This is a genomic window from Enterobacter mori LMG 25706 (assembly GCF_000211415.1).
Lineage (GTDB): Bacteria > Pseudomonadota > Gammaproteobacteria > Enterobacterales > Enterobacteriaceae > Enterobacter > Enterobacter mori.
Window position 1 is genome coordinate 543,146 of the sequence record NZ_GL890775.1, and the last position, 21,786, is coordinate 564,931.

The following is a 21,786-nucleotide window of genomic DNA, read 5'->3' on the forward strand; positions in this document are numbered from 1 at the left end:
GATTACACGGTGCGGGCTTTTCTCCCTCTCCGTGTGGGAGAGGGCCGGGGTGAGGGCATCAGACCGCAGCGCTACCCGATACAACTCACTTCGCCAACATCCTCTCGTTCTTCGCCCGCAGCTTCTTCGCCCGACTCTCCAGCACCAGATAACAGACCGTTGCCAGCGCTAGCGGCAGGAAGTAATAGATCATGCGGTACGCCAGCAGGGCGGCGATAATCGTTCCCTGAGAGACATGCTCCCCCGCAAGCAACGCGATAAACACCGCCTCCAGCACGCCGATCCCCGCCGGGATATGCACAATCACGCCTGCAATACTGCTCACCAGCAGCACGCCCAGCACGAAGAAGTAATTTACGTCCTCGCCAATTAACAGCCAGATAATCGCCCCCATCGCCATCCAGTTGGCGCTGGAGACCACCATTTGCAGCACCGCGAACTTCCATGAGGGTAACACCAGCTTTTGCCCCTTGATGGTCATATGGCGGCGTTTAGCAAAGGCACAGGCCCACAGATATACGGCGATGATCAGCAGCAGCACGATGCCCAGAATGCGCAGCGTGGCCTCGTCGATATACCAGTGCGCGGGCAGCTGCACCACGCCGATGGTGAAGATCACCCCGCCGAGCAGAATATAGCCCAGCCAGTTCGTGGTGATGCTTAACGAGAAAATGCGCGTGATGGTCCCGCCCGGCAGGCCAAGGCGCGAGTAAAGGCGATAGCGCATGCCAATGCCGCCGACCCAGGTGCTCAGCGTCAGGTTAAAGGCGTAGCAGATAAACGACACCAGCATCACCTGGCGCTTTGCCAGCTTGTGTCCGCAGTAGGCGCGGCCCAGCAGGTCGTAGCAGCCGTATATCAGGTAGCTGACGATGACCAGCCCAACGGCGCTCAGGAGCACCATCCGGTTATAGTTGCGGATGACCTTCCACACCTCTTCCCAGTCGACTTTTTGCGCGTATACCACCAGCAGTACCGCGACGGCGATGAAGAACAGCCAGGTGAGGATTTTTTTTGCCAGCTTCCAGCGAGGATGCGATTTCGACATCAGGTTTTCCCTCCGTCTTCCGCTTCAATGCGGTCCTGAGTTTCCATTTCGGGTTGAACCGGCGGGTCCACCTGCGCAAGCTTTGGCGTATGCGCGGGCAGCCAGCCGACCATCGCCGGGAAATGACGCAGGAAGTGGAACACCACCACGCCAATGCCAAGGTTCCACCAGGTGCGTTTCGGCACCATCGACTCATCCACGCGCACGCAGTCATTGACGATCAGCCCCTGAAGGTTATCCCGCAGAGTTTGATTAAACTGCCGATCGTGAATGATCAGATTCGCTTCCAGATTCAGCGACAGGCTCAGCGGATCGAGATTGCTGGAGCCGACGGTTGCCCAGTGATCGTCCATCAGCGCCACTTTGCCGTGCAGCGGTCGGCGGCGATATTCGTAGATCTGCACGCCGCCTTTCACCAGATAGTTATAGAGCAGGCGTGCGCCCACTTTGACAATCGGCATATCCGGCTCGCCCTGCACAATCAGCTTCACGCGCACGCCGCGTCGGGCCGCATTGCGCATGGCATGCAGAATACGGTAGCCGGGGAAAAAGTAAGCGTTGGCGATAATCACCTCGCGCTTCGCGTTCGCCAGCATCTTCAGGTAATGACGTTCAATGTCATCGCGGTGCTCGCCGTTGTCGCGCCAGACGAAAAGCGCCTGCGCTTCGCCGGGCTGTCGGTTCTCCTCCGGGCGATGGCGACGTCGCCACCAGTGGCGAACGGCCTCTTTACCCGGCAGGTTCTCCAGTTCAAACAGTAAAATATCCTGAACCACCGGGCCTTCAATGCGGATCGCGTAGTCCTGCTTGGCTTCCGGGCCATAGTCGGACATATGTTCAGCGGAGTAGTTAATGCCGCCGACGAACGCCACCGTCTCATCCACCACCACAATTTTACGGTGCATCCGACGAAAAAGGTTCGTGCGCATGCCAAATAAGCGGGGACCGGGATCGTAGTAGCGGAAGACCACGCCTGCGGCGGTCAGTTCGTTGACGAACTCATCGCTCAGGTCCGGTGAGCCATAGCCGTCGAGCAGCGCTTCAATTTTGACCCCGCGCCGGGCAGCACGCAGCAGCACGCTGTGCAGCTGCTTACCAACCTCATCTTCGAACCAGATAAAGGTTTCGAGGATCACTTTCTGCTGTGCGTTATCAATCGCTTTAAACACGGCCGGATAATATTGATCGCCATTCTCCAGCAGCGTAATGCGGTTTCCTTCCTGCCATGTACATTTCATAAGTGGATCCCCGCGCTGAGCGGGGCCTGGTCTGATAAATGTCGCCAGTTGAGTAACGCCAGCGCGGTAGGGCTGCTGGCATGGGCGTTTTTGACGTAGATGCGGTCAAGGCGCAGCAGGGGGAAGCGCACCGGGAACGTGCGTGCGGGGCGTCCGTTGGCGCGGGTGAAAATTTCCTCCAGCCCGGCGTTCACCTTAAGCGGATGGTTGGCGCGCTGCCGCCAGTCGTTGAAATCACCGGCGATGACCACGGGCTCGCCTTCCGGCAGCGCATTGCTCCATTCGGCGAGCATCTGCAGCTGAGCCTGACGGTGGGCTTCACGCCGGCCAAGATGCACGCAGCCTACGTGAACGGGAAATTTCAGATCGGGTGGCGTGATCCGACAGTAAAGCAGGCCGCGTTTTTCACTTTCGCCCACCGACACGTCGCGGTTTTCATAATGCTCAATCGGAAAACGCGACAGCACCGCATTACCGTGGTGCCCTTCGGGGTAAACTGCGTTGCGTCCGTAGGCGTAATCGCTCCACATGGTATCGGCCAGAAACTCGTAGTGGGGGGCATCCGGCCAGTTTTCGACATGCATTGGATGCACTTCGTGCGCGCCCATCACTTCTTGCAAGCAAACAATGTCGGCGCTGACGGTGCGAACGGCGTCGCGCAGCTCCGGTAAAATGAAGCGGCGGTTAAATGCTGTGAAGCCCTTATGAATGTTTATCGTCAGCACCTTAAGCGAGAAATGCTGCGTTTTAATGGTCATAAACACCTTCCTGGGTGACTATCCCGATGAAAATAAAGTGTAGTCGGCGTCACAAAAAGATGCGGCGTTACGGAATTTTCCGTAAAGTGCGGTAGTCTGAACTAGCAGAGAAAAATCCTTCAGGAGAGAAGCCATGAAGTGGCAACAACGTGTTCGTGTCGCAACGGGTTTGAGTTGCTGGCAGATAATGTTGCATTTACTGGTCGTGGCCGTACTGGTGATAGGCTGGATGAGCGGCACGCTGGTGCATGTTGGTCTGGGGCTATGCGTGCTTTACGGCGTCACCGTGCTGTCTATGCTGTTTTTACAGCGTCACCACGAGGCGCGCTGGCGTGAAGTGGGTGATGTGCTCGAAGAGCTCACCACCACCTGGTATTTTGGTGCCGCGATGATTGTGCTCTGGTTGCTGTCGCGCGTGCTGCAAAACAACCTGCTGCTGGCCCTGGCGGGTCTGGCAATCCTCGCAGGGCCTGCGGTTGTCTCTTTACTCACCAAAGAGAAAAAGCTACGCAATGTTGCGTCTAAACATCGCGTACGCCACTGATCCCGTCGTGGCCGCGATAACCAGTAGCGGCCACAAACTTCCCCAGACAATGTCCAGACTCGCATCCTTCAGATAGATTTGCTTGGTGATATCCGTAAAGTGTCGAATCGGGTTTACCCACGTCAGATCCTGTAACCACACCGGCATATTCTCGACGGGGGAAACATAACCCGAGAGCAAAATTGCGGGCATCATAAAGACGAATACCCCGATAAACGCCTGCTGCTGCGTCGAGCAGAGCGCCGAGATCAGCAGTCCAAACCCCACTAGCGACAGCCCGTAAATCACCATCGTGAAGTAAAACAGCGCCAGCGAACCGGCGAACGGGATCTGGTAGGCCCAAATCCCTACTCCCAGCACGATGGTGGCCTGGAAGGTCGCGACAATCAGCGCCGGAACCGCTTTGCCGACGAAAATCTGCCAGGTGGCGAGCGGGGAGACCAGCAGCTGGTCCAGCGTGCCCTGTTCACGCTCGCGGGCGACGGACAGGGAGGTCACGATCATCACCCCGATGGTCGTGATCATGGCGATCAGCGACGGCACCACGAACCACTTATAGTCCAGATTCGGGTTGTACCACTTGCGCACCACCAGCTCGCTGTTATTGGGCTTCGGTTTGCCCTCCATCAGCTCCTGCTGGTAATCCTTCACTATCTGCTGCAGATAGTTCGCTGCGATCTGGGCGCTGTTGGAGTTACGCCCGTCGAGGATCAGCTGCATCGGCGCGGTCTGGAAGGTATCCAGATTGCGGGAGAAATCCGCCGGGAACCGCACCAGCAGCAGCGCTTTTTGCGTGTCGATGGTGGGCTGGATCGCCTGCGGGCTTTTCAGCAGCAGGATGTGAGTAAAGGCCTTCGCGCGGGCAAAGCGCTGCGTTAGCTCAACGGAATGTTTGCCGTTATCTTCGTTGTAAATGGCAATGGTGGCGTTGGTCACCTCAAGGGTGGCGGCAAACGGGAACAGTAAAACCTGGATCAGCACCGGCAAAACCAGAATGGCGCGGGTTTGCGGCTCGCGCAGCAGGGATTGCAGTTCTTTGCGTATTAACGTCCATAAACGGTGAAACATGCGCGCTCCTTAATCTAACCGCCGTTTGGTTTTCATCCACGTCAACCCGATAAACATCACCGCCGACGCCATCAAAAACAGGGTGTTGATAATCAGCACCACTGGAATATTCCCCGCCAGGAACAGGCTTTGCAGCGTGCTCACAAAGTAGCGAGCCGGAATAACATAGGTCACGGCGCGGATCACCGCAGGCATACTGTCTATCTGAAAGATAAACCCGGACAGCATAATCGATGGTAAAAAGGCGGCGTTGAGGGCCACCTGCGCGGCGTTAAACTGGTTACGGGTGATGGTGGAGATGAGCAGCCCCATGCCCAGCGTGCTGAGTAAAAACAGGCTGGTGATAAAGAACAGCACGACAAGCGAGCCGCGATACGGCACGCCGAGGATAAAGACGGCGACAAGCATACAGAGCAGCATCGCCAGCATGCCGAGGAAGTAGTAGGGGATGAGCTTGCACAGTAGCAGCTCGACGCGCGTGACTTCGGTAGAGAGCAGCGCCTCCATGGTGCCGCGCTCCCACTCGCGGGCGATCACCAGCGAGGTCAGTATCGCGCCGATTACCGTCATGATGATGGTCACCGCGCCCGGAATAATAAAGTGCTGGCTGATGGCGGCGGGGTTAAACCAGTAGCGCGTCTGCACATCGATCAGCGGCTCAAACTCCTCACCCCGGTCTTCGGCGCGCTGCATCTGCCAGAGCTGCCAGATCCCCTCCGCGTAGCCCTGCACGAAGTTCGCGGTGTTCGGCTCGCTGCCGTCGGTGATCACCTGAATCGGCGCATCGGTTTCAGCGCGCGCCATATTGGCGGCGCAATCCACCGGAATGACGATTAGACCGCGAATTTTCCCGGCCTGCATTTTCTGGATCAATTCCTGCCGGTTGTCGCTGATGGTGGCGTCAATGTAGGGCGAACCGGTCATGGCGTGAGTGAAGTCCAGCGCCTCTTCGCTCTGCTGCTCCAGCAGAATCCCGACCCGCAGCTTGCTGGAGTCCAGGTTAATGCCGTAGCCAAAGATAAACAGCAGCAGCAGGGGGATCACCACCGCAATCAGCCAACTGCTGGGGTCACGCACGATCTGCCGCGTCTCTTTAATGCATAGCGCGCGCACCCTGCGCCACGAAATCGCATTACTGTGCATGGGCATTCTCCTTATCCCAGTCGTGGATGAGGGTGATAAACGCCTGCTCCATGGTCGGGTCTGGCTGTGCGTCGTCGGCGGCCTGGTTTTTCAGGTCGTCCGGCGTGCCGTGGGCAATCAGCTTGCCGCGATACACCAGCCCGATGCGGTCGCAGTACTCCGCCTCGTCCATGAAGTGGGTGGTCACCATCACGGTCACCCCTTTTTCCACCATGCTGTTGATGTGCAGCCAGAACTCGCGGCGGGTAATGGGATCCACGCCGGATGTCGGTTCATCCAGAAACAGAATATCCGGCTCGTGCATCAGCGAGCAGGCCAGCGCCAGCCGCTGCTTAAAGCCGAGCGGCAGCTCGTCGGTGGCGTGGGACGCAATGTTGGTTAACGCGAAGGCGTCGCTCATACGGCGGATTTTTTCGTTCTGCGCCCGCCCGCGCAGGCCGTACACGCCGGAGAAAAAGCGCAGATTCTGCTCGACCGTCAGGTTGCCATACAGCGAAAACTTCTGCGCCATATACCCGAGATGCTGGCGCGCCTTGCCGGAGCTGACTTTCAGATCCATATCCAGCACCAGTGCCTTGCCGGATGTCGGCACCAGCAGGCCGCACATCATCTTAAAGGTTGTCGATTTTCCCGCGCCGTTTGGTCCAAGCAGGCCAAAAATCTCGCCGCGTTTAACCGCGAAATTGACGTTATCGGTGGCGGCGAAATCCCCGAACTTTTTGGTGAGCGATTTGGCTTCGATCACCGTTTCGCCCGGCGTGCCTTCCACCGTATGCAGAATGGCGGCAAGTGGCGACTCTGACGTACCCGCGCCGCCCAGCAGGTCGATAAACGCGTCCTCAAAGCGCGGCGCGGTCTCTTCTATCTCGATCTCAGGCATGCCTTGCGCCTGGCGAATGTCGTCGGCTGCGGCCTCTTTTTTGAGAATAATGCGCACCGAGCGGCCCTGGATCATACCGTCGCTCACCTGCGGCAGCCTGAGCACCCGCTGCAACAGTCTGCGGTTGGACTCCTGCGGGCTATGCAGCAGGAAGCTGCGCCCGGCCATGCTCTGCGTCAGCGTCGTCGGCTCGCCCTGATAAAGCAGTTCGCCTTCGTTCATCAGCAGCACATCCCGGCACTGTTCCGCTTCGTCGAGATAGGAGGTGCTCCAGAGGATCAGCATCCCGTCGCCCGCCAGTTCGTGCACCATCTGCCACAATTCACGGCGAGAAATCGGGTCAACGCCCACGCCTGGCTCATCCAGCAGCAGCACCTTTGGCTCGCCGACCAGCGTACAGGCCAGGCCCAGCTTCTGCTTCATCCCGCCGGAGAGCTTGCCAGCCAACCGGTCGGTGAACGGGCCGAGGGAGGTAAACTCCAGCAGGCGGGCGAAGGTTTTCTGCCGCGTTTCGCCGGTGACGCTGCGCAGATCGGCGTACAGGTTCAGGTTTTCCATCACCGTCAGGTCTTCATACAGGCCAAACTTCTGCGGCATATAGCCGAGCATGGCGTGGAGCGCACCGTCGTCTTTTATCGGGTCAAGACCGAGTACGCTGGCCGTACCTTCATCCGGCTTGAGCAACCCCGCCAGCATCCGCATCAGCGTAGTTTTCCCCGCGCCGTCCGGACCGACCAGCCCGGTCACGTAGCCTTTCTGGATGGTGCAGTTCAGCGGCGCGACGGCCGGTTTGTCCATTCCCTTAAAGCGTTTGACCAGATTGTGGAGCTGGATAACCGCGTCATTCATGTCGTTCCCCGTCGCTGACTGTTACGGTTACGGGCATACCCTGACGCAGCGCGTCGTCCGCATCGGTGACGATGATGCGCAGGCGATACACCAGGTCGGTTCGCAGGTCCGGTGTTTCAACAGTTTTCGGGGTGAATTCGGCGGTAGGGGAGACAAAGCCCACTTTGCCGTGATACGGCTTGTCCGGGCGACCATCGGTATAGAGCAGCAATTCGCGGCCCGGCTGCATCTGCCCGAGGTTCGGCTCGTCAATGTAAGCGCGCACCCACACCGGGCGGGTCAGGGAGAGCGTTAAGACGGTGCTGCCCGCGCTGAGCATGCTGCCCGGCTCTACGGCGCGGGTCATCAGCGTGCCGTCGGACGGGGCGATTAACGTGGTGTCGCGCAGGTCCAGCTCCGCCTGGGCCAGCTGGGCCTGTGCCTGTTCAAGGCTGGCTTTCGCCTGGGCAATATCCTGTGCGCGGTTACCGGTGCGGTACTGACTTAATTTATCCTGTGCGGATTTCAGCGTCGCCTGCGCCTGGTCGCGGGACGAGCGCGCATTTTCCAGATCGTTAGCGGAAATGGTGCGGCTTTTCCACAGCCCCTGCTGGCGCGCGTAGAAGTTCTGCGCGTAGTCATAGGCGGCTTTCGCCTGCTTAACGGCGGCGGCAGCCTGGGCGATCTCTTCATCGCGATAGCCTGCCAGCATCAGGTCATACTGCGCCTGAGCCACGGATACGCCCGCTTTGGCCTGCATCAGCGCGTTCTCGTAGGGCGCTTTATCCAGCATCCCCAGCGTCTGTCCGCTTTTGATGGCATCGCCTTCGTCAACGCTCAGCGAGGCGAGACGTCCGCCGACGCGGAAGCTCATGTTCACCGTGCGAATATCCACGTTACCGTACAGCGTCAGACCTTTATCCTGCTGGCTCTGATACCACAGCCAGCCACCTATTCCAGCAGCAAGCAGCACAACAACCACCAGAACGATGGCGACAGGTTTTTTCATGACTTCAGGCTCCTTTGCGTTAAGCCTTGCAGGATCAGATCGACGTGACAGGCGATCACCTTGCTAATCTGCTCGGCTTTATCCTCATCAAATTGTGTCCAGCCCGTACGTAACAGGATGGTCTCCCGCCCCAGACGGAAGGCGAGCACTTCGCCCAACAGGGCATGGGCATGCAAAATCATTTCGGTGTCGAGTGCATCGCGTCCGGTATAGGCCGCGATAAGCCGGGTCAGGTGCGAGTGCATCGGCGCGATCACCCGATCGTGTACCCGCTGGTAGGCAGCCGTAGGGGAGAGCTGCTCGCGGGAAATAAACTTGCTCAGGTTCAGCGTATCGTCGTGCGTCAGCAGGCGGATCATATTATGACAGGCGTTGAGAATAAGCTGGCGAACGGCGGCGCGATCGGGCGACGGCTGGCCGAGCAGCGCGGTGGCCTCTTCCACGTGCGGGTGAAACTGCGTGCCGATAAAATCGGCGATCCACTCGGCGCAGGCGAGATATAAATCCTCTTTTGAGCCAAAATAGTAGGTGATGGCCGCAATGTTCTGCCCGGCCTGCGCGGCAATATCGCGCGTGGTCGCGTGCAGCCCGTACTCACCAAACTGCGCCAGCGCGGCGGCGATAAGCTGGCTTTTGGCCTGTTCACCTTTGGTTGTTGTGGGTGTCGTATTCATGACGGCATTAAAAATTAATCAATCGATTGATTAAGATTATGTCTGATTCACTCTCCCGTCGAGGGAATGTTGAGGGATATTTTATGCGCCACGTCACAAAAGCTGCTACACTCAGCCCCTTCGCGACATTGTGGTTTTTGTCCTCCCCTATTCGTTATATCTCCCTGAAAACTACACCTGTGATGGTCGGGGCGGTTCGGAGTTTTTATGTCTTTTGATTCCCTTGGCCTGAACCCGGAAATTCTGCGCGCGATCGCAGAACAGGGCTACGTTGAGCCAACCCCAATCCAGCAGCAGGCGATCCCCGCCGTGCTTCAGGGTCGTGACCTGATGGCCAGCGCCCAGACCGGCACCGGTAAAACCGCGGGCTTTACCCTGCCGCTGCTGGAACTGCTGGTAAAAAACCAGCCGCACGCCAAAAGCCGTCGTCCGGTTCGTGCCCTGATCCTGACACCTACTCGTGAGCTGGCCGCGCAGATTGGTGAGAACGTGCGTGACTACAGCCGCTATCTCAACATTCGCTCGCTGGTGGTTTTCGGTGGCGTCAGCATCAACCCACAGATGATGAAGCTGCGCGGCGGCGTGGACGTGCTGGTGGCAACGCCGGGCCGCCTGCTGGATCTGGAACACCAGAACGCGGTTAAGCTGGATCAGGTTGAAATTCTGGTGCTGGACGAAGCCGACCGCATGCTCGACATGGGCTTCATCCACGATATTCGTCGCGTGCTGGCCAAGCTGCCTGCGCGCCGTCAGAACCTGCTCTTCTCCGCGACCTTCTCCGACGAGATCAAGGCGCTGGCGGAAAAGCTGCTGCATAACCCACTGGAAGTGGAAGTGGCGCGTCGCAACACCGCCTCTGAGCAGGTGACGCAGCACGTTCACTTTGTTGATAAAAAGCGCAAGCGGGAACTGCTCTCCCAGATGATCGGTCAGGGCAACTGGCAGCAGGTGCTGGTCTTTACCCGCACCAAGCACGGCGCTAACCACCTGGCGGAACAGCTGAATAAAGATGGTATCCGCAGCGCGGCGATCCACGGTAACAAGAGCCAGGGTGCGCGTACCCGTGCGCTGGCGGACTTCAAATCCGGCGACATCCGCGTGCTGGTGGCGACCGATATTGCCGCCCGTGGCCTGGATATCGAAGAGCTGCCGCACGTGGTGAACTACGAGTTGCCAAACGTGCCGGAAGACTACGTTCACCGTATCGGTCGTACCGGCCGTGCGGCGGCAACCGGTGAAGCGCTTTCTCTGGTCTGCGTGGATGAACACAAGCTGCTGCGCGACATCGAACGTCTGCTGAAGAAAGAGATCCCGCGCATCGAAACCCCGGGCTACGAAGTGGACCCGTCGATCAAAGCCGAGCCGATTCAGAACGGCCGTCAGGGCGGCGGTGGACGTGGTCAGGGCGGCGGCGGTCGCGGACAGCAGCCGCGTCGTGCCGAAGGCGGTGCGCCGAAGTCATCGGGCAAACCTCCGCGTCGCAACAGCGACAGCAAACCGGCGGGTGAAAACCCGTGGCGCAGCGGCGAAGGGAAACCGGCAGGGGAAGGGCAGCGTCGACGCCGCCCGCGTAAACCTGCCAACCCGCAGTAATCTGGAAGCCCGGTCGTAAAGCCTAATGCCGTTCACTTAAGCCTCACGTGACTTAAAGCTGAACGGATATTTAGGCGGAACATAAAGCACCGAACGATCATATCTTCGGTGCTTTTTTTTCCGGCAAAATAAAGGATTTTACATTTTCCCTTATTCCTTTCAGATGCTTAGGTATATTTCCTGCTGCACCTTTACCGCCGATCCGCCCCCCCAGGCGCTGTCGTGCAGCAGTAAGCACGCTGGGGGCGAGGCTCTGATAGCGGGGTTAACGGGATCGCCGGCAAGCTCAACCAGGGGTTCCTAATCCCTGACCATTGACCGTGAATTTAAAGCACATCTAAGCGATTCTTTCTCGCCTTCAGCAGGGGGGATTAAAACTCATTCCCACAAGCTATAGACAGACCATGCTGCTCACTGGTAATTCGATCTCTCTATCGAGACCTAAACGGTCTCAAAGTTGCTTTAAAAACGTCCGCCCAAACTCGGAAATTGACGAACCGAGGATATAAAAAAGGGTATGTGTAACAAGGAGTAGTTGAGAATAATCTGCATACAACTACGGTTATATTGATAAATGGCGATTGTTCGTACACAATGAGGGTGTCAACTTACGAGTCTTTATGGCTTGCCCGCGCTGCTCCTAACAGCTCGGGGGAAGAAACCGCCTCCCTAAGGCGGTTTCTTTTTGTCTGATCCCCTCCAGTATTTTCTCTTCATTCCGACTGTATGTTCTGATCATCCGGAGTTCTCAATGCGAGTTATTAGCTATACCGAAGCCAGCCAAAACTTGTCGGCGACTATGCGGCAAACAATAGAGGATCATGCACCGGTTCTCATCGTTAACCAGAACAGCGTGTCATGCATACTGATGTCGCTGACAGAGTACAAATCGCTGGAGGAAACTGCATACCTGATGCGCTCCCCGGCGAACGCCAAACGCCTGTTGAGCTCTATCGAGAGCCTGAAAGCTGGTGGCTAAAGTCAGTTCTGACCCGATAGAGTACTCAACGCGGGCTATTTTCTGATTTTTTAGAAAGTGGTACCTATCCGTTATCCCTGGCAACAATAAGTGTTTAACCTTGCCCTTATTTGATTAAGGGATTATGCAATGGATACTGTAGAGGAACTTGGCGGGACGTATTTCTATCACGGGAATGCGAACGTAACCCCACAGGAGCTATTTTTGCTGATATTCGTGGAGGGTTTGGCGAACCATCTGGGCGTAACGGTAGAGACTGCTGCAACAATCCTGGCAGGGCAACCTATTCTACCCAAGCGTAAGGTGCTGGGTGCGTCTGGTTCGCGTACAAGTATCGCCTCCAAGTTAGCGCGGCGCATTTTAAAGGGAGTCCGCTTTCCTGAAGGCGTGAGGGTTGAGACCATTATCGGTATGGGAAAAAAACGATACACAAATAAGGTTGGAGCGGTAGTAGGAAGGGCCGTTCCCTATATTGGCTATGCTCAGGCAGTCATCATCTTTGCCCTTGTGGCCAGAGAGACAAGAAACAAATACAACCTCATAGCCCGGCCTAAAGATCGGATTGAATGGACTTACTTCTAATGCTGCTGCCTGATGAGCAAGAGTTTTTGGATTACATCACTGAGAACTACAGTGAGCGTAAGCGTCCCGCCAGAAAGGATTGGACCTTTCAGGAGCATTTCAACCTCGTTCCAGAAGATCTGGAAGACATGCTGCTCGACCTTTTCACTCGGTATGGAATAGAGCACAGTAACTTTGTCATGGACAACTACGTTGAGCCGGAGCTCTTTTGGTTTCAGTTCGGGCTTAGAAAGAAGTTTTGCGACCGTCAGTACAAGCCGCTAACGCTCGAAATGTTTATCGAGTCAGCCAAAGCTGGGCGCTGGTTGTATGATTAAGGGGCTGAGCGCCCCTCACGATTGTTACGCTGACTGGCGTTCGTTCCAGGCGTCGCTGAAGATAATGTTCCCATCGCTATGCTTCCAGGTAATCTTCTCGTAACGCAGCTCCACCGTTTCCATATGGTTTTCGTTGGGGTTATCCCCTGGTGCCATTGCTGGGGAGATAGAAACGATCCGTACACCTTCAAGCAGCATGTTGAAGTATTCTTCCTCCTGTCCAGAGTAGTTGATCCGGTACCATTTTATTTCTGCTGATACCAGACTTTGACCGGTGGCCACTGCCTTATAGAGGTATGGGCTTGAGCAGTCGAATTCTTTGATGATCAGCATAGGCGAGTGCATGCGGGTACCGGTTATTTTGCCGGTGGCGTTATCTGTTGGAATCATGAGGTTGTGGTGGAAGCCCTTAACCTCGATGCTGCACTCTCTTTGCTGAACATCAACCCCGCCTTTGATTAATGCATCGCCGTCGTCTTTAAGCCATAAGTAAGCTGGTATAGACATTTTTTATTTCCTTATTTTGCTGAACAATTTCATTGTTAAGAGATAAATCACCGTCGTAATGAGAAGAATGGCTATCAGTCCTATGTATGTATAAAGCTCGTATAAATTGTCCTGACCTCTCTCATCGTGCCCATACAATATTTCGCCAATACGGCTCGCCCAGGCATAGTTAAACCACCTTTCAGCGCGGCCCAGTGCTCGTCCTACAGGGAGGGATAACGCGATAAAGTAGACTGTCTTCATCGCTCTACGGACAAGTGCTGGTATTACCACCTCTAACCACCTCGGTCCAAACTCGGGCCACATTTACCAGCCTCGCATTTCACCGATAGATTGGATGTTCGGCATGGTCTGCATCCTCTCGACGGATTTCGAACATTCGTAAGAGATTACTGGCCTCATTGGCTGGTCATCGGCATTCAGCCACTCAGAGGTGAGAACGGCAGGCTGACCGTCATCGTACGTATACAGGTTGTATAAGCCATAAGTTCCGCCCATTTCGGGGTAGGCAACGAATCGAGTCTTGATAACGGGCGAGCCCATCATTTCTATACGTTCAATTTTTATGTGATCCATCTTTGACGGACCGCCCTTAGTCGGGATGTTATCGATAAAGATCTCCCCTTTTTTATCGAAGACAGTCACCTTCAACTTCTCGCACTTCAGCTCAATCGAGATCTTTCGCTGCGTTCCCTGCTACCGGCACCAGCAGCGCTAATACCATTACTGCGCTTGAAAACCTCATTCCTATTCCTTTCATCACTGTGTCAATTTGCTCCAGCGTATGCCCACAACTGGTATGGAAGTTCAAACAAGATCATGTTTACGACCTGTCGCTGTCACTTTCAGACAATGACCAGGCAATTTTTAACCAAATTAAGGAGTCAGCTCATGAAAGTTCCAGAAAAGTATCGTGTTAAATCCGGCCCTCTCAGCACCACTGTAGAAGATGGAAATAAGCCGGGCTTTTCTTTTTGCGGCAGCGAAGAGAAAGTGTCACAATAGTGGCTGTTTATACAGTGTTTCAGGTTTTCCAATGGCTTTAACCGCTGCGCTCAAGGCGCAAATTGGCGCATGGTATAAGGCGCTACAACAGCAGATCCCCGACTTTATCCCCCGAGCGCCGCAGCGGCAGATGATTGCTGACGTGGCCAAAACGCTCGCCGGGGACGACGGGCGACATCTGGCGATTGAAGCCCCAACCGGCGTCGGGAAAACCCTCTCGTATCTCATTCCCGGCATCGCGATTGCGCGGGAAGAGGACAAAACGCTGGTGGTCAGCACCGCCAACGTGGCGCTGCAGGATCAGATCTTCAGCAAAGATTTACCGCTACTGCGCAAAATCATCCCCGACCTGCGGTTTACGGCGGCCTTTGGGCGCGGGCGTTACGTGTGCCCGCGTAACATGGCGGGGCTGGCCAGCAGCGAGGCGACGCAGCAGGATCTGCTGGCCTTCCTCGACGACGATCTCACGCCGAACAATAAAGCCGAGCAGGAACTCTGCGCCACGCTCAAGATCGATCTTGACGGCTATAAGTGGGATGGCCTGCGCGATCATACTGATAAGGCCATCAGCGACGATTTATGGCGCAGGCTCAGCACCGACAAAGCGAGCTGCCTGAACCGCAACTGCCACTACTACCGCGAGTGCCCGTTCTTCGTCGCCCGGCGTGAAATTCAGGAGGCGGAAGTGGTGGTGGCTAACCACGCGCTGGTGATGGCCGCGCTGGAGAGCGAAGCGGTGCTGCCGGAACCCAAAAACCTGCTGCTGGTGCTCGATGAAGGCCACCATTTGCCGGATGTGGCGCGGGACGCGCTGGAGATGAGCGCCGAAATTACCGCCCCCTGGTTCCGTCTGCAGCTCGATCTGTTCTGCAAGCTGATTGCCACCTGCATGGAGCAATTTCGCCCGAAAACCACGCCGCCGCTGGCGGTGCCGGAGCGGCTGAGCGACCACTGTGAAGAGGTCTACAGCCTGATTGCCTCGCTCAACAACATTTTGAATCTTTATCTTCCGCAAACGCAGGAAGCCGAACACCGCTTTGCGATGGGTGAGCTACCGGAAGAGGTGATGGAGATTTGCCAGCAACTGGCGAAGCATCTGGAAAAACTGCGCGGGCTGGCGGAGATGTTCCTGAACGATCTTAGCGAGAAAACCGGCACCCACGACGTCGTGCGGCTGCACCGCATTCTGCTGCAGATGAACCGCGCGCTCGGGATGTTTGAAGCGCAGAGCAAGCTCTGGCGGCTGGCCTCGATGGCGCAGGCGTCCGGCGCGCCGGTTACCAAATGGGCCACCCGCGAAGCGCGGGACGGGCAGGTGCACCTCTTTTTCCACTGCGTGGGGATCCGCGTGGCCGATCAGCTGGAAAAGCTGATCTGGCGCAGCGTGCCGCACGTGGTTGTCACCTCTGCTACGCTGCGCTCCCTGAACAGTTTTTCTCGTTTACAGGAGATGAGCGGGCTAAAAGAGAAAGCGGGCGACCGTTTTGTGGCGCTGGACTCGCCGTTTAACCACTGCGAGCAGGGTAAGCTGGTGATCCCGCGGATGAAGTATGAGCCGCTGATGGAAAACGAAGAGCAGCACATTGCGGAAATGGCGGCCTACTTCCGCGAACAGGTCGAGAGCAAACAATACCCCGGCATGCTGGTGCTGTTTGCCAGCGGACGCGCCATGCAGCGCTTCCTGGAGCACGTAACCGATCTTCGTCTGCTTCTGCTGGTACAGGGCGATCAGCCGCGCTACCGGCTGGTGGAAACGCACCGCAAGCGGATCGATAACGGCGAGCGCAGCGTGCTGGTGGGGTTACAGTCATTCGCCGAAGGTCTGGATTTGAAGGGCGACTACCTGACGCAGGTGCACATCCATAAAATCGCCTTTCCGCCCATCGACAGCCCGGTGGTGATCACCGAGGGCGAGTGGCTAAAGAGCCTCAACCGCTATCCGTTTGAAGTGCAAAGCCTGCCGGCGGCGTCGTTTAACCTGATTCAGCAGGTCGGGCGTCTGATCCGTAGCCACGGCTGCTGGGGGGAGATTGTGATTTACGACAAACGTCTGATGACGAAAAACTACGGTCAGCGGCTGTTGAATGCGTTACCGGTGTTCCCGATTGAACAACCCGAGGTGCCGGAAGTGAAAAAACGCCCGGCAAAACCGGCCGCCGGGCGTAAAAAAAGCATCCGTGCTAAGGGGCGCGGTCCTACTGGTAAGTAAAGGTGGCCTGCACAACGCTGCTGAACGTGCCGGCCGTCACGGGCACGGCGGTAGCGTAGTAGCGTGCGGCCATGGGGAAGTCCGCGGTGTGGGTGTTGGCATCAATTATCACGCTGAATCGGGCTTCAGGGGCAAGCACGATATAATCCAGGCGATCGGCCAGCTCCAGTGCCACCCCTTTAGCGGTGCCACTATTGGCAAATTTAAAGGGGTGTTCCGTATCGCGCGGGCCGTCAACGGAGATGGTGGCCACCGTCAGCGTGGGCGGACAGTTCGTGAGTTTGAGATCGAAATTTTTCCACGGGCCGGTATCGCCGATATCCTTGAAATCACTGGCGACGGCCTGCCCCAGATCTACCACCATATTCTGGCTGGCGCTGTCTACCTGGCAGGTGGTGTCGTAAATATTCCCTTCGATATTGAGCGTAACGTCGGTCGCGCCCGCAGAGAGGCTCGCCAGGACGAGTAATAGGGGATAAATTTTCATCATGGCTCCGTTACTGATATTCCATATCGATGGTGGCAATCGTGTTTGCTTTTCCCGCCGTGACGGTGGCATCCGTCTGGTAATACTGCACCGCGAAGGGAATATTGTCCGGTACGTTGGGTTCGGTTCTTCCGCCGACCGGGATAGGGAAGTTATATTTGAGATCGACACCGTCCAGCAGCATGCGCACGCCAACGCCCGTGGCGCTGTCGCTGCCTGGCGTCAGGTTAAGAACATCATCAAACTGGCTGTTAACGCCATTGGCGCTGGTCACCGATGCCGTGAGGTTGACCGCTTCCGTACAGATGGCGGTGAGACTGAAATTCTTCCAGGCCGTATAGCTGCCCACGTGGGTAAATTGCGAAACCGGGAAATCGCCGAGTGTGACCGTCAGATTCAGCGGGTCAATGGAGCAGGTGGCTGTTCTTTCCGCAACCGTGGCGGAATAACGGCTGTTATTTCGATCGCCAGAAATACCGACAGACTGAAAAACACCAAATCCAAAGGGATCTTGCGCACTTGAAATAGTTCCGCTCCCGATGTGTGTCGCCGTTTTGATTAACCGTTCGGTATAGCTGAAAGAAAACGTCTGTCCGCCGTCGCTGCTGACTGTCCCCATGGGCGTCGCGGTGGTGTCGCATGAATAACCTTTTCCGCGAACGATCTGCCCGCTACTGTTCAGAAGTTGAATCCCTACGCCGTCCACATCAGTGGAGTAAACGCCCGGCATGCCTGAAACTTCCGTTCCCGTTCCGTAGTAACAGGAAATAATGGTGTGACTGGAAATCGTTCCGGAACAGCTGCCGTTGATGGTATGTGTCTTTGCCGAGCCTGGGATGACGCCGCCGATATCGAGGGTCGTGGGTACGGAAAGCGTGCCAGCATCAAGGGTATAGGGCAGAGCGGTGCTATCACAGGTTGTCGCCGCATGAGCATGCGGCATCAGGCACGCGCTTGTAAGGAACACAACCAGCGCAAAGGCATATTTAAACATCTTCATTTTTTCCTCGGAAAGGGTCATACGCACTGCGCCGTGATGTTTAGCACTGCACCATCGTCTTTTGCCGGCAGGTGGTACGCTGCCGCGCAGTGGCTGTCGGCGGTTTTCCCCCAACTGACGTTAACCGTCCCTTTTTCGTGCATGCCGGTCAGATAAACCTGACCACCGTCACCCACGATAAACTCGCCGTCCTGATGGGCCTGAGATGCCGTCGCGCCGAACGGGATCGCTCGTCCATCGGCGCGTTTCAGGGTCATTAATACCCGGCTGCCAACGTGCGTTTCGTAATGGGCGCGCACGATGGCGCCGCGCGTTGGCGTCACGGTTATGGCTGCCCGATTGACGTCCGCATTTCCCGGCAGCGTCTCCGTGTTGAGCGCAAGGGTGTTATGACGGTACGGCGACACGTAAGGCACAATGGCATAGCCGCGGAAGTCGGTATTCACGCCGGTCTGATTGCTGATGTTCGTGTCGTCCGCACCCGGTGCTTCGATCAGCGCGGCCGTCTCGCCCATCGGCTGACCCAGCGTGACGCCGTGGGCATGGGCGATCATGCTCCCCTGAAGGCCGACGTTGAGCTGCTGCTGCTGGTTATCCTGTGAATAGCCCGCGTTCACTTCACCGTAGGTACCTTTGTAATCGGCATTCAGACTGGTGCTGTCGCCGCTGCTCTGACTGTGGCTCTGCTGAACGCCCCAACTGAGGTTATTGCCAGCAAGCGCGGTGCCGTTCAGGCCCACGCTTTGGGTGGTATCGTGTTTCGTGCTGTTCAGGTTGTAGTTCACCCAGGTGTTGCTGAGCCAGCGATCGAGCGGTACAGAGACGTTGAAGGCGATGGTCTGCTCGCTGGTTTTTTCGTTGTCGTCGTCGCTGCCGTCACGGGTGTTTTTATCCAGCCCGTAGCTCAGGCCGTAGCTGATGCCGTGCCACGAGTTGTTGTAACCCAGGTTCATTGAGGTCATGCCCTGGTTTGAGTTCCAGTAGCTCTCTTTGACCAGGCTTAAGGTCAGCGAACCAAACGAACCCCCCAGAGACTGATCGACAGTGGCCTCTTCGCGGCTGCGTCGGGTGTCCGGCGTTTGCCAGTCGTCATTGCGGGTATGGGAATCCAGGGTGTCCTGCAGGGTGTAAAATCCCTTGCTGTTATAGCGATAGCCAGCCATGGAAAAATGGGTGCCGGTGGTGGCAAAATCTTTGCTGTAGCGGATGCGCCAGGAGCGGCCATGAGTCGGATCCTGGTCCTGCATCTCCGATTTCGCGTCAGTAAGGTCCACCGAAAACGCGCCGAAATCCCCGATGTTCTTACCGAACCCCAGCGCCAGCGCATCGTAGTACTGACTGGCCTGCACGCCGCCGTAGGCCGTAAAGCCGTAAGGCAACCCGTAGATTGCCGTACCCTGCATGAAGGGCGTTTTTTCGACGTCGCTGTCGTAGCTGCGATAGCGACCTGCGGTGAGGCTGTATTTAAAGCGGCCTTCACGCTGCAAGACCGGCACCGACGCGTAGGGCACCACGAAATGTTGTTCGCTGCCGTCTGTCTCTTTAACGGTGACGTTCAAATCGCCACTGCCGCCGGTGGGGTAGAGATCGTTAATCTCAAACGCGCCGGGGGCGACATAGTTCTGATAAATGACGTTAACTGTTCTGGCGGACGATGACCAGGGCGTTGCTGTGCGCTGTTCCGCGGATCACCGGTGCAAAGCCTTTCATGCTGTCCGGGAGCATGTCGTCGTCCGACGCTATCTGCGCCCCGGTGTATGAGATGCTGTCGAATACATCGGAGGGGGACGAGCTTTGTCCGAGTTTGACGTTGCTGCCAAGGGCGATGATATCGCGCTGGGCATAGGTGTAGACCGACGAAAACTCACTTTCTGCATCACCGTCACCGCTGGTTTTGCTCCAGGTGGAGTAGTTACGCAAGCGCCACGCCCCAAGGTTAAGACCCGGGCGCAGGTTAAGAAACTCGCTGCGCTGGTCGGTACCGTTTTCGCCCTTACCGTGGTTGTCCCCGGCGGTGAAACTGTAATTCAGCAGCAGGGCATTTATCCCTTCGTCGAACTCCTGCGGGTCGACGTAATCGCGCGGCACCTGGGTGATGGCGGTCTGAGGAATGCTTAACAGCAACTGCTGCGGATTAACGTGAAACGTGGCGCTGGCGGAAGGGATAACGCCCAGGTCAATGCACTGGGCCTTTTCATCCTGCACGAATTTATCAATGTTAACGCCGAAGCTTTTTAGCTGGGCCGCGCTCAGGCACGGTTGCAGGCTAGATTTTCCGCTGGCATCTTTTTTCAGCGTGAACTCAATCTCTTTGCTGCCCACTTTATTATTGTTAACGAAAACGTCGACGTGATATTTCCCTGGCGCCTGGCCGGGGCCGATCTCATAAATACTGAGATCCGTCTTCCCCTGACTGGGGTTATCAATATCCAGCAGCGCCGGGTTGAAATAATCTTCGGCCAGAACTTTTTGCACGCAAACGCCCAGCAAGGTACACCCCAGTGCAATAAGCATTAAGCGTCCATGTTGTTTGGGCGGTTTGGTGGTGTATTCCCAGCTCATCATTATTTCCAGCTATCCCTGGATGATTATTTAATTTGCGCGGTATATGACTGGCTGATACCGCCGTAGTCATTAATGATTTTCCAGCTTACCGAGTGCGCGGTGATATTTCCCGGCGTGGTGAAATGCGTTTCACTTTTAGGTGCGGCATAGGTAGCTTTGTCTATTTTTTTACCGTCCAGCTTTATTTCCTGGAAGTTCATGTAAAACGGCGTGCGGTTTTCGACAATAAGCTGGTTACCCTGCGCGTGCCAGGATAATTGCGTGGTGACATCTTCCGGCTTCCCGGTAATACTCGTCGGGCGATAGATGAGCTTAATTCGGGTTTTAATCGCGATCTGCAGCGTGTTGGTGTTTTCATTGCGCGCGGACGAGGGAATAGATTTAATATTCAACCAGAACAGGGATTCGCGATCGCCAGGTAAATTCCCCCCGGTTCTGATGATACGCAGAACGTTGTCCTGCTTTGCATCAAGGCGGAACAGAGGTGGTGTAATCAGGAACGGTGCTTTTTCGCGTGCTTTATCTTCCGTTTCGACCCATGACTGAACCAGATAATCGAGATTGTCCGGATTTTCGATCCCAATGGAGGATTCTTTTTTATTTTCCGGGTAAACCACGCGCGTGCCGCCGATGGTAATACCCGCATGAGCGACAGAAGCGATGAATAAAAAGGAGGAGGCCAGAAGATATTTTCGCATAGTGAAACCATAATAAAAATAACAGATATTAACTACCTGGGTAGCTAATATCTGTTTTATTAGTTGTAAACAATGGTGAAGGTTGATGCGGCATTCGCCAGTCCGGCAGAAATAGTCTGTCCGGTCTGAATATAGCGTGCACCAAACTGCAGATCGTTCGTTGTTGTCCCTGAAGTGAGGGTATATGCGGCGGAAGCCGTATATAAACTCAGTGGGTTTTCTGTTTTATCCAGCAACTGAATACCCACACCCGATGCAGCACCGGTACCGGACGTTACAGCAAGGACATCCTTATTGCCACTATCCGGCGTCCCGCCGAACGTCACTGAGGCGCTGGTAACGGTTTCGGGACAATCTTTAAGCTGAATACTAAAACGGGTTGTCGACGTCGTCGAACCACTCCCGGTAAATGCAGATTTAGCCACCTTACCTAATGAAACATCAAGTGGGTTACTTAAACCATTTACGACCGTGCATGCAGAATCAATAATTTCACCTGTGAAATTAATTTGCCCTTCACCACTGGATGCGAATGCAGAAACCGAAGCACACGCCATCCCGGCAGCGATGCCCGCAATAATAAATTTTTTCATTTTAATCCTCTGAATGAAAGTGTGACACTTCTGACATTAATCATCACGTGGCTGATTAATT

20 protein-coding genes and 1 pseudogene are annotated in these 21,786 nt (G+C 55.9%); 6 read left to right on the top strand and 15 right to left on the bottom strand.

What is annotated here, in order from left to right:
• Positions 1 to 85: 85 nt before the first annotated feature.
• Genes ENTMO_RS0107640 through ENTMO_RS0107650 form a run of 3 tightly spaced genes read right to left on the bottom strand, consistent with a single transcriptional unit; the run spans position 86 to position 3,044 of the window.
• The gene (locus ENTMO_RS0107640) at positions 86 to 1,048 is read right to left on the bottom strand and encodes a lysylphosphatidylglycerol synthase domain-containing protein (protein WP_010428847.1); all 963 of its coding nucleotides are present in this window, start codon (positions 1,046 to 1,048) and stop codon (positions 86 to 88) included.
• Positions 1,048 to 2,286 (bottom strand): cardiolipin synthase ClsB, encoded by a 1,239-nt coding sequence (clsB, locus tag ENTMO_RS0107645; RefSeq protein WP_010428848.1) that lies wholly within the window; start codon positions 2,284 to 2,286, stop codon positions 1,048 to 1,050. Before clsB ends, ENTMO_RS0107640 begins: the two co-directional genes overlap by 1 nt.
• On the bottom strand, positions 2,283 to 3,044 hold the full coding sequence (locus ENTMO_RS0107650) for an endonuclease/exonuclease/phosphatase family protein (protein ID WP_010428849.1): 762 nt from the start codon (positions 3,042 to 3,044) through the stop codon (positions 2,283 to 2,285). The genes clsB and ENTMO_RS0107650 overlap by 4 nt, the downstream gene beginning before the upstream one ends.
• Positions 3,045 to 3,177: 133 nt before the next feature.
• On the opposite strand from ENTMO_RS0107650, the gene ENTMO_RS0107655 reads away from it, so the two are divergent.
• Positions 3,178 to 3,588, top strand: coding sequence for a YbhQ family protein (locus ENTMO_RS0107655; protein ID WP_010428850.1), 411 nt, complete (start codon positions 3,178 to 3,180; stop codon positions 3,586 to 3,588).
• On the opposite strand, the gene ENTMO_RS0107660 is transcribed toward ENTMO_RS0107655, so the two are convergent.
• Genes ENTMO_RS0107660 through cecR form a run of 5 tightly spaced genes read right to left on the bottom strand, consistent with a single transcriptional unit; the run spans position 3,550 to position 9,190 of the window.
• Positions 3,550 to 4,656: an ABC transporter permease gene (locus tag ENTMO_RS0107660; RefSeq protein WP_010428853.1), complete on the bottom strand. Its 1,107-nt coding sequence runs from the start codon at positions 4,654 to 4,656 to the stop codon at positions 3,550 to 3,552. The genes ENTMO_RS0107655 and ENTMO_RS0107660 overlap by 39 nt on opposite strands.
• 9 nt (positions 4,657 to 4,665) lie before the next feature.
• On the bottom strand, positions 4,666 to 5,799 hold the full coding sequence (locus ENTMO_RS0107665) for an ABC transporter permease (RefSeq protein ID WP_010428854.1): 1,134 nt from the start codon (positions 5,797 to 5,799) through the stop codon (positions 4,666 to 4,668).
• Positions 5,789 to 7,528, bottom strand: a complete 1,740-nt coding sequence (locus ENTMO_RS0107670) for an ATP-binding cassette domain-containing protein (RefSeq protein ID WP_010428857.1) — start codon at positions 7,526 to 7,528, stop codon at positions 5,789 to 5,791. Before ENTMO_RS0107670 ends, ENTMO_RS0107665 begins: the two co-directional genes overlap by 11 nt.
• On the bottom strand, positions 7,521 to 8,516 hold the full coding sequence (gene hlyD / locus ENTMO_RS0107675) for a secretion protein HlyD (RefSeq protein WP_010428860.1): 996 nt from the start codon (positions 8,514 to 8,516) through the stop codon (positions 7,521 to 7,523). The genes ENTMO_RS0107670 and hlyD overlap by 8 nt, the downstream gene beginning before the upstream one ends.
• Entirely contained in the window at positions 8,513 to 9,190 is a 678-nt protein-coding gene (gene cecR / locus ENTMO_RS0107680) for a transcriptional regulator CecR (protein WP_010428862.1), read from the bottom strand. Before cecR ends, hlyD begins: the two co-directional genes overlap by 4 nt.
• A 207-nt stretch (positions 9,191 to 9,397) precedes the next feature.
• On the opposite strand from cecR, the gene rhlE reads away from it, so the two are divergent.
• The 4 genes from rhlE (at position 9,398) to ENTMO_RS0107700 (ending at position 12,661) form a co-directional block, all read left to right on the top strand.
• Entirely contained in the window at positions 9,398 to 10,783 is a 1,386-nt protein-coding gene (gene rhlE, locus ENTMO_RS0107685) for an ATP-dependent RNA helicase RhlE (protein ID WP_010428863.1), read from the top strand.
• Between the two features lie 751 nt (positions 10,784 to 11,534).
• Positions 11,535 to 11,762: a YoeB-YefM toxin-antitoxin system antitoxin YefM gene (gene yefM, locus ENTMO_RS0107690; RefSeq protein WP_010428866.1), complete on the top strand. Its 228-nt coding sequence runs from the start codon at positions 11,535 to 11,537 to the stop codon at positions 11,760 to 11,762.
• A 129-nt stretch (positions 11,763 to 11,891) separates the two neighbouring features.
• Positions 11,892 to 12,344, top strand: coding sequence for an STM2901 family protein (locus tag ENTMO_RS0107695; RefSeq protein ID WP_010428868.1), 453 nt, complete (start codon positions 11,892 to 11,894; stop codon positions 12,342 to 12,344).
• Positions 12,344 to 12,661 (top strand): DUF1493 family protein, encoded by a 318-nt coding sequence (locus ENTMO_RS0107700; RefSeq protein ID WP_010428870.1) that lies wholly within the window; start codon positions 12,344 to 12,346, stop codon positions 12,659 to 12,661. The genes ENTMO_RS0107695 and ENTMO_RS0107700 overlap by 1 nt, the downstream gene beginning before the upstream one ends.
• Positions 12,662 to 12,685: 24 nt before the next feature.
• Here ENTMO_RS0107700 and ENTMO_RS0107705 read toward each other — a convergent pair whose 3' ends face one another.
• Both ENTMO_RS0107705 and ENTMO_RS23945 read right to left on the bottom strand, forming a co-directional pair.
• On the bottom strand, positions 12,686 to 13,168 hold the full coding sequence (locus tag ENTMO_RS0107705; RefSeq protein ID WP_010428872.1) for an Hcp family type VI secretion system effector: 483 nt from the start codon (positions 13,166 to 13,168) through the stop codon (positions 12,686 to 12,688).
• 306 nt (positions 13,169 to 13,474) lie between these two features.
• Complete coding sequence (locus ENTMO_RS23945) at positions 13,475 to 13,813, bottom strand: hypothetical protein (RefSeq protein ID WP_010428876.1); 339 nt, start codon at positions 13,811 to 13,813, stop codon at positions 13,475 to 13,477.
• A 391-nt stretch (positions 13,814 to 14,204) separates the two neighbouring features.
• On the opposite strand from ENTMO_RS23945, the gene dinG reads away from it, so the two are divergent.
• The gene (gene dinG, locus ENTMO_RS0107720) at positions 14,205 to 16,382 is read left to right on the top strand and encodes an ATP-dependent DNA helicase DinG (RefSeq protein ID WP_010428881.1); all 2,178 of its coding nucleotides are present in this window, start codon (positions 14,205 to 14,207) and stop codon (positions 16,380 to 16,382) included.
• Here dinG and ENTMO_RS0107725 read toward each other — a convergent pair.
• The 5 genes and pseudogenes from ENTMO_RS0107725 to ENTMO_RS0107745 all read right to left on the bottom strand — a co-directional run bounded on the left by ENTMO_RS0107725 (position 16,369) and on the right by ENTMO_RS0107745 (position 21,725).
• Entirely contained in the window at positions 16,369 to 16,869 is a 501-nt protein-coding gene (locus tag ENTMO_RS0107725) for a fimbrial protein (protein WP_010428883.1), read from the bottom strand. The genes dinG and ENTMO_RS0107725 overlap by 14 nt on opposite strands.
• 10 nt (positions 16,870 to 16,879) lie before the next feature.
• The gene (locus ENTMO_RS0107730; protein WP_029485012.1) at positions 16,880 to 17,869 is read right to left on the bottom strand and encodes a fimbrial protein; all 990 of its coding nucleotides are present in this window, start codon (positions 17,867 to 17,869) and stop codon (positions 16,880 to 16,882) included.
• Between the two features lie 17 nt (positions 17,870 to 17,886).
• Positions 17,887 to 20,431: pseudogene (locus ENTMO_RS27000) on the bottom strand (fimbria/pilus outer membrane usher protein).
• A gap of 26 nt (positions 20,432 to 20,457) precedes the next feature.
• Positions 20,458 to 21,132 carry a fimbrial biogenesis chaperone gene (locus ENTMO_RS0107740; RefSeq protein WP_010428889.1) on the bottom strand — a complete coding sequence of 225 codons (675 nt, stop codon included), beginning with the start codon at positions 21,130 to 21,132 and terminating at the stop codon, positions 20,458 to 20,460.
• A gap of 59 nt (positions 21,133 to 21,191) precedes the next feature.
• Positions 21,192 to 21,725, bottom strand: coding sequence for a fimbrial protein (locus tag ENTMO_RS0107745; protein WP_010428892.1), 534 nt, complete (start codon positions 21,723 to 21,725; stop codon positions 21,192 to 21,194).
• Between the last annotated feature and the right edge of the window lie 61 nt (positions 21,726 to 21,786).

Coding starts and splice junctions, on each gene's coding strand:
- ENTMO_RS0107725 (WP_010428883.1), bottom strand. CDS start 16,869: ATGAAAATTTATCCCCTATTACTCGTCCTGGCGAGCCTCTCTGCGGGC.
- rhlE (WP_010428863.1), top strand. CDS start 9,398: ATGTCTTTTGATTCCCTTGGCCTGAACCCGGAAATTCTGCGCGCGATC.
- hlyD (WP_010428860.1), bottom strand. CDS start 8,516: ATGAAAAAACCTGTCGCCATCGTTCTGGTGGTTGTTGTGCTGCTTGCT.
- dinG (WP_010428881.1), top strand. CDS start 14,205: ATGGCTTTAACCGCTGCGCTCAAGGCGCAAATTGGCGCATGGTATAAG.
- ENTMO_RS0107700 (WP_010428870.1), top strand. CDS start 12,344: ATGCTGCTGCCTGATGAGCAAGAGTTTTTGGATTACATCACTGAGAAC.
- ENTMO_RS0107740 (WP_010428889.1), bottom strand. CDS start 21,132: ATGCGAAAATATCTTCTGGCCTCCTCCTTTTTATTCATCGCTTCTGTC.
- ENTMO_RS0107670 (WP_010428857.1), bottom strand. CDS start 7,528: ATGAATGACGCGGTTATCCAGCTCCACAATCTGGTCAAACGCTTTAAG.
- clsB (WP_010428848.1), bottom strand. CDS start 2,286: ATGAAATGTACATGGCAGGAAGGAAACCGCATTACGCTGCTGGAGAAT.
- ENTMO_RS0107695 (WP_010428868.1), top strand. CDS start 11,892: ATGGATACTGTAGAGGAACTTGGCGGGACGTATTTCTATCACGGGAAT.
- ENTMO_RS0107665 (WP_010428854.1), bottom strand. CDS start 5,799: ATGCACAGTAATGCGATTTCGTGGCGCAGGGTGCGCGCGCTATGCATT.
- ENTMO_RS0107640 (WP_010428847.1), bottom strand. CDS start 1,048: ATGTCGAAATCGCATCCTCGCTGGAAGCTGGCAAAAAAAATCCTCACC.
- yefM (WP_010428866.1), top strand. CDS start 11,535: ATGCGAGTTATTAGCTATACCGAAGCCAGCCAAAACTTGTCGGCGACT.
- cecR (WP_010428862.1), bottom strand. CDS start 9,190: ATGAATACGACACCCACAACAACCAAAGGTGAACAGGCCAAAAGCCAG.
- ENTMO_RS0107745 (WP_010428892.1), bottom strand. CDS start 21,725: ATGAAAAAATTTATTATTGCGGGCATCGCTGCCGGGATGGCGTGTGCT.
- ENTMO_RS0107655 (WP_010428850.1), top strand. CDS start 3,178: ATGAAGTGGCAACAACGTGTTCGTGTCGCAACGGGTTTGAGTTGCTGG.
- ENTMO_RS0107650 (WP_010428849.1), bottom strand. CDS start 3,044: ATGACCATTAAAACGCAGCATTTCTCGCTTAAGGTGCTGACGATAAAC.
- ENTMO_RS0107705 (WP_010428872.1), bottom strand. CDS start 13,168: ATGTCTATACCAGCTTACTTATGGCTTAAAGACGACGGCGATGCATTA.
- ENTMO_RS0107660 (WP_010428853.1), bottom strand. CDS start 4,656: ATGTTTCACCGTTTATGGACGTTAATACGCAAAGAACTGCAATCCCTG.
- ENTMO_RS0107730 (WP_029485012.1), bottom strand. CDS start 17,869: ATGAAGATGTTTAAATATGCCTTTGCGCTGGTTGTGTTCCTTACAAGC.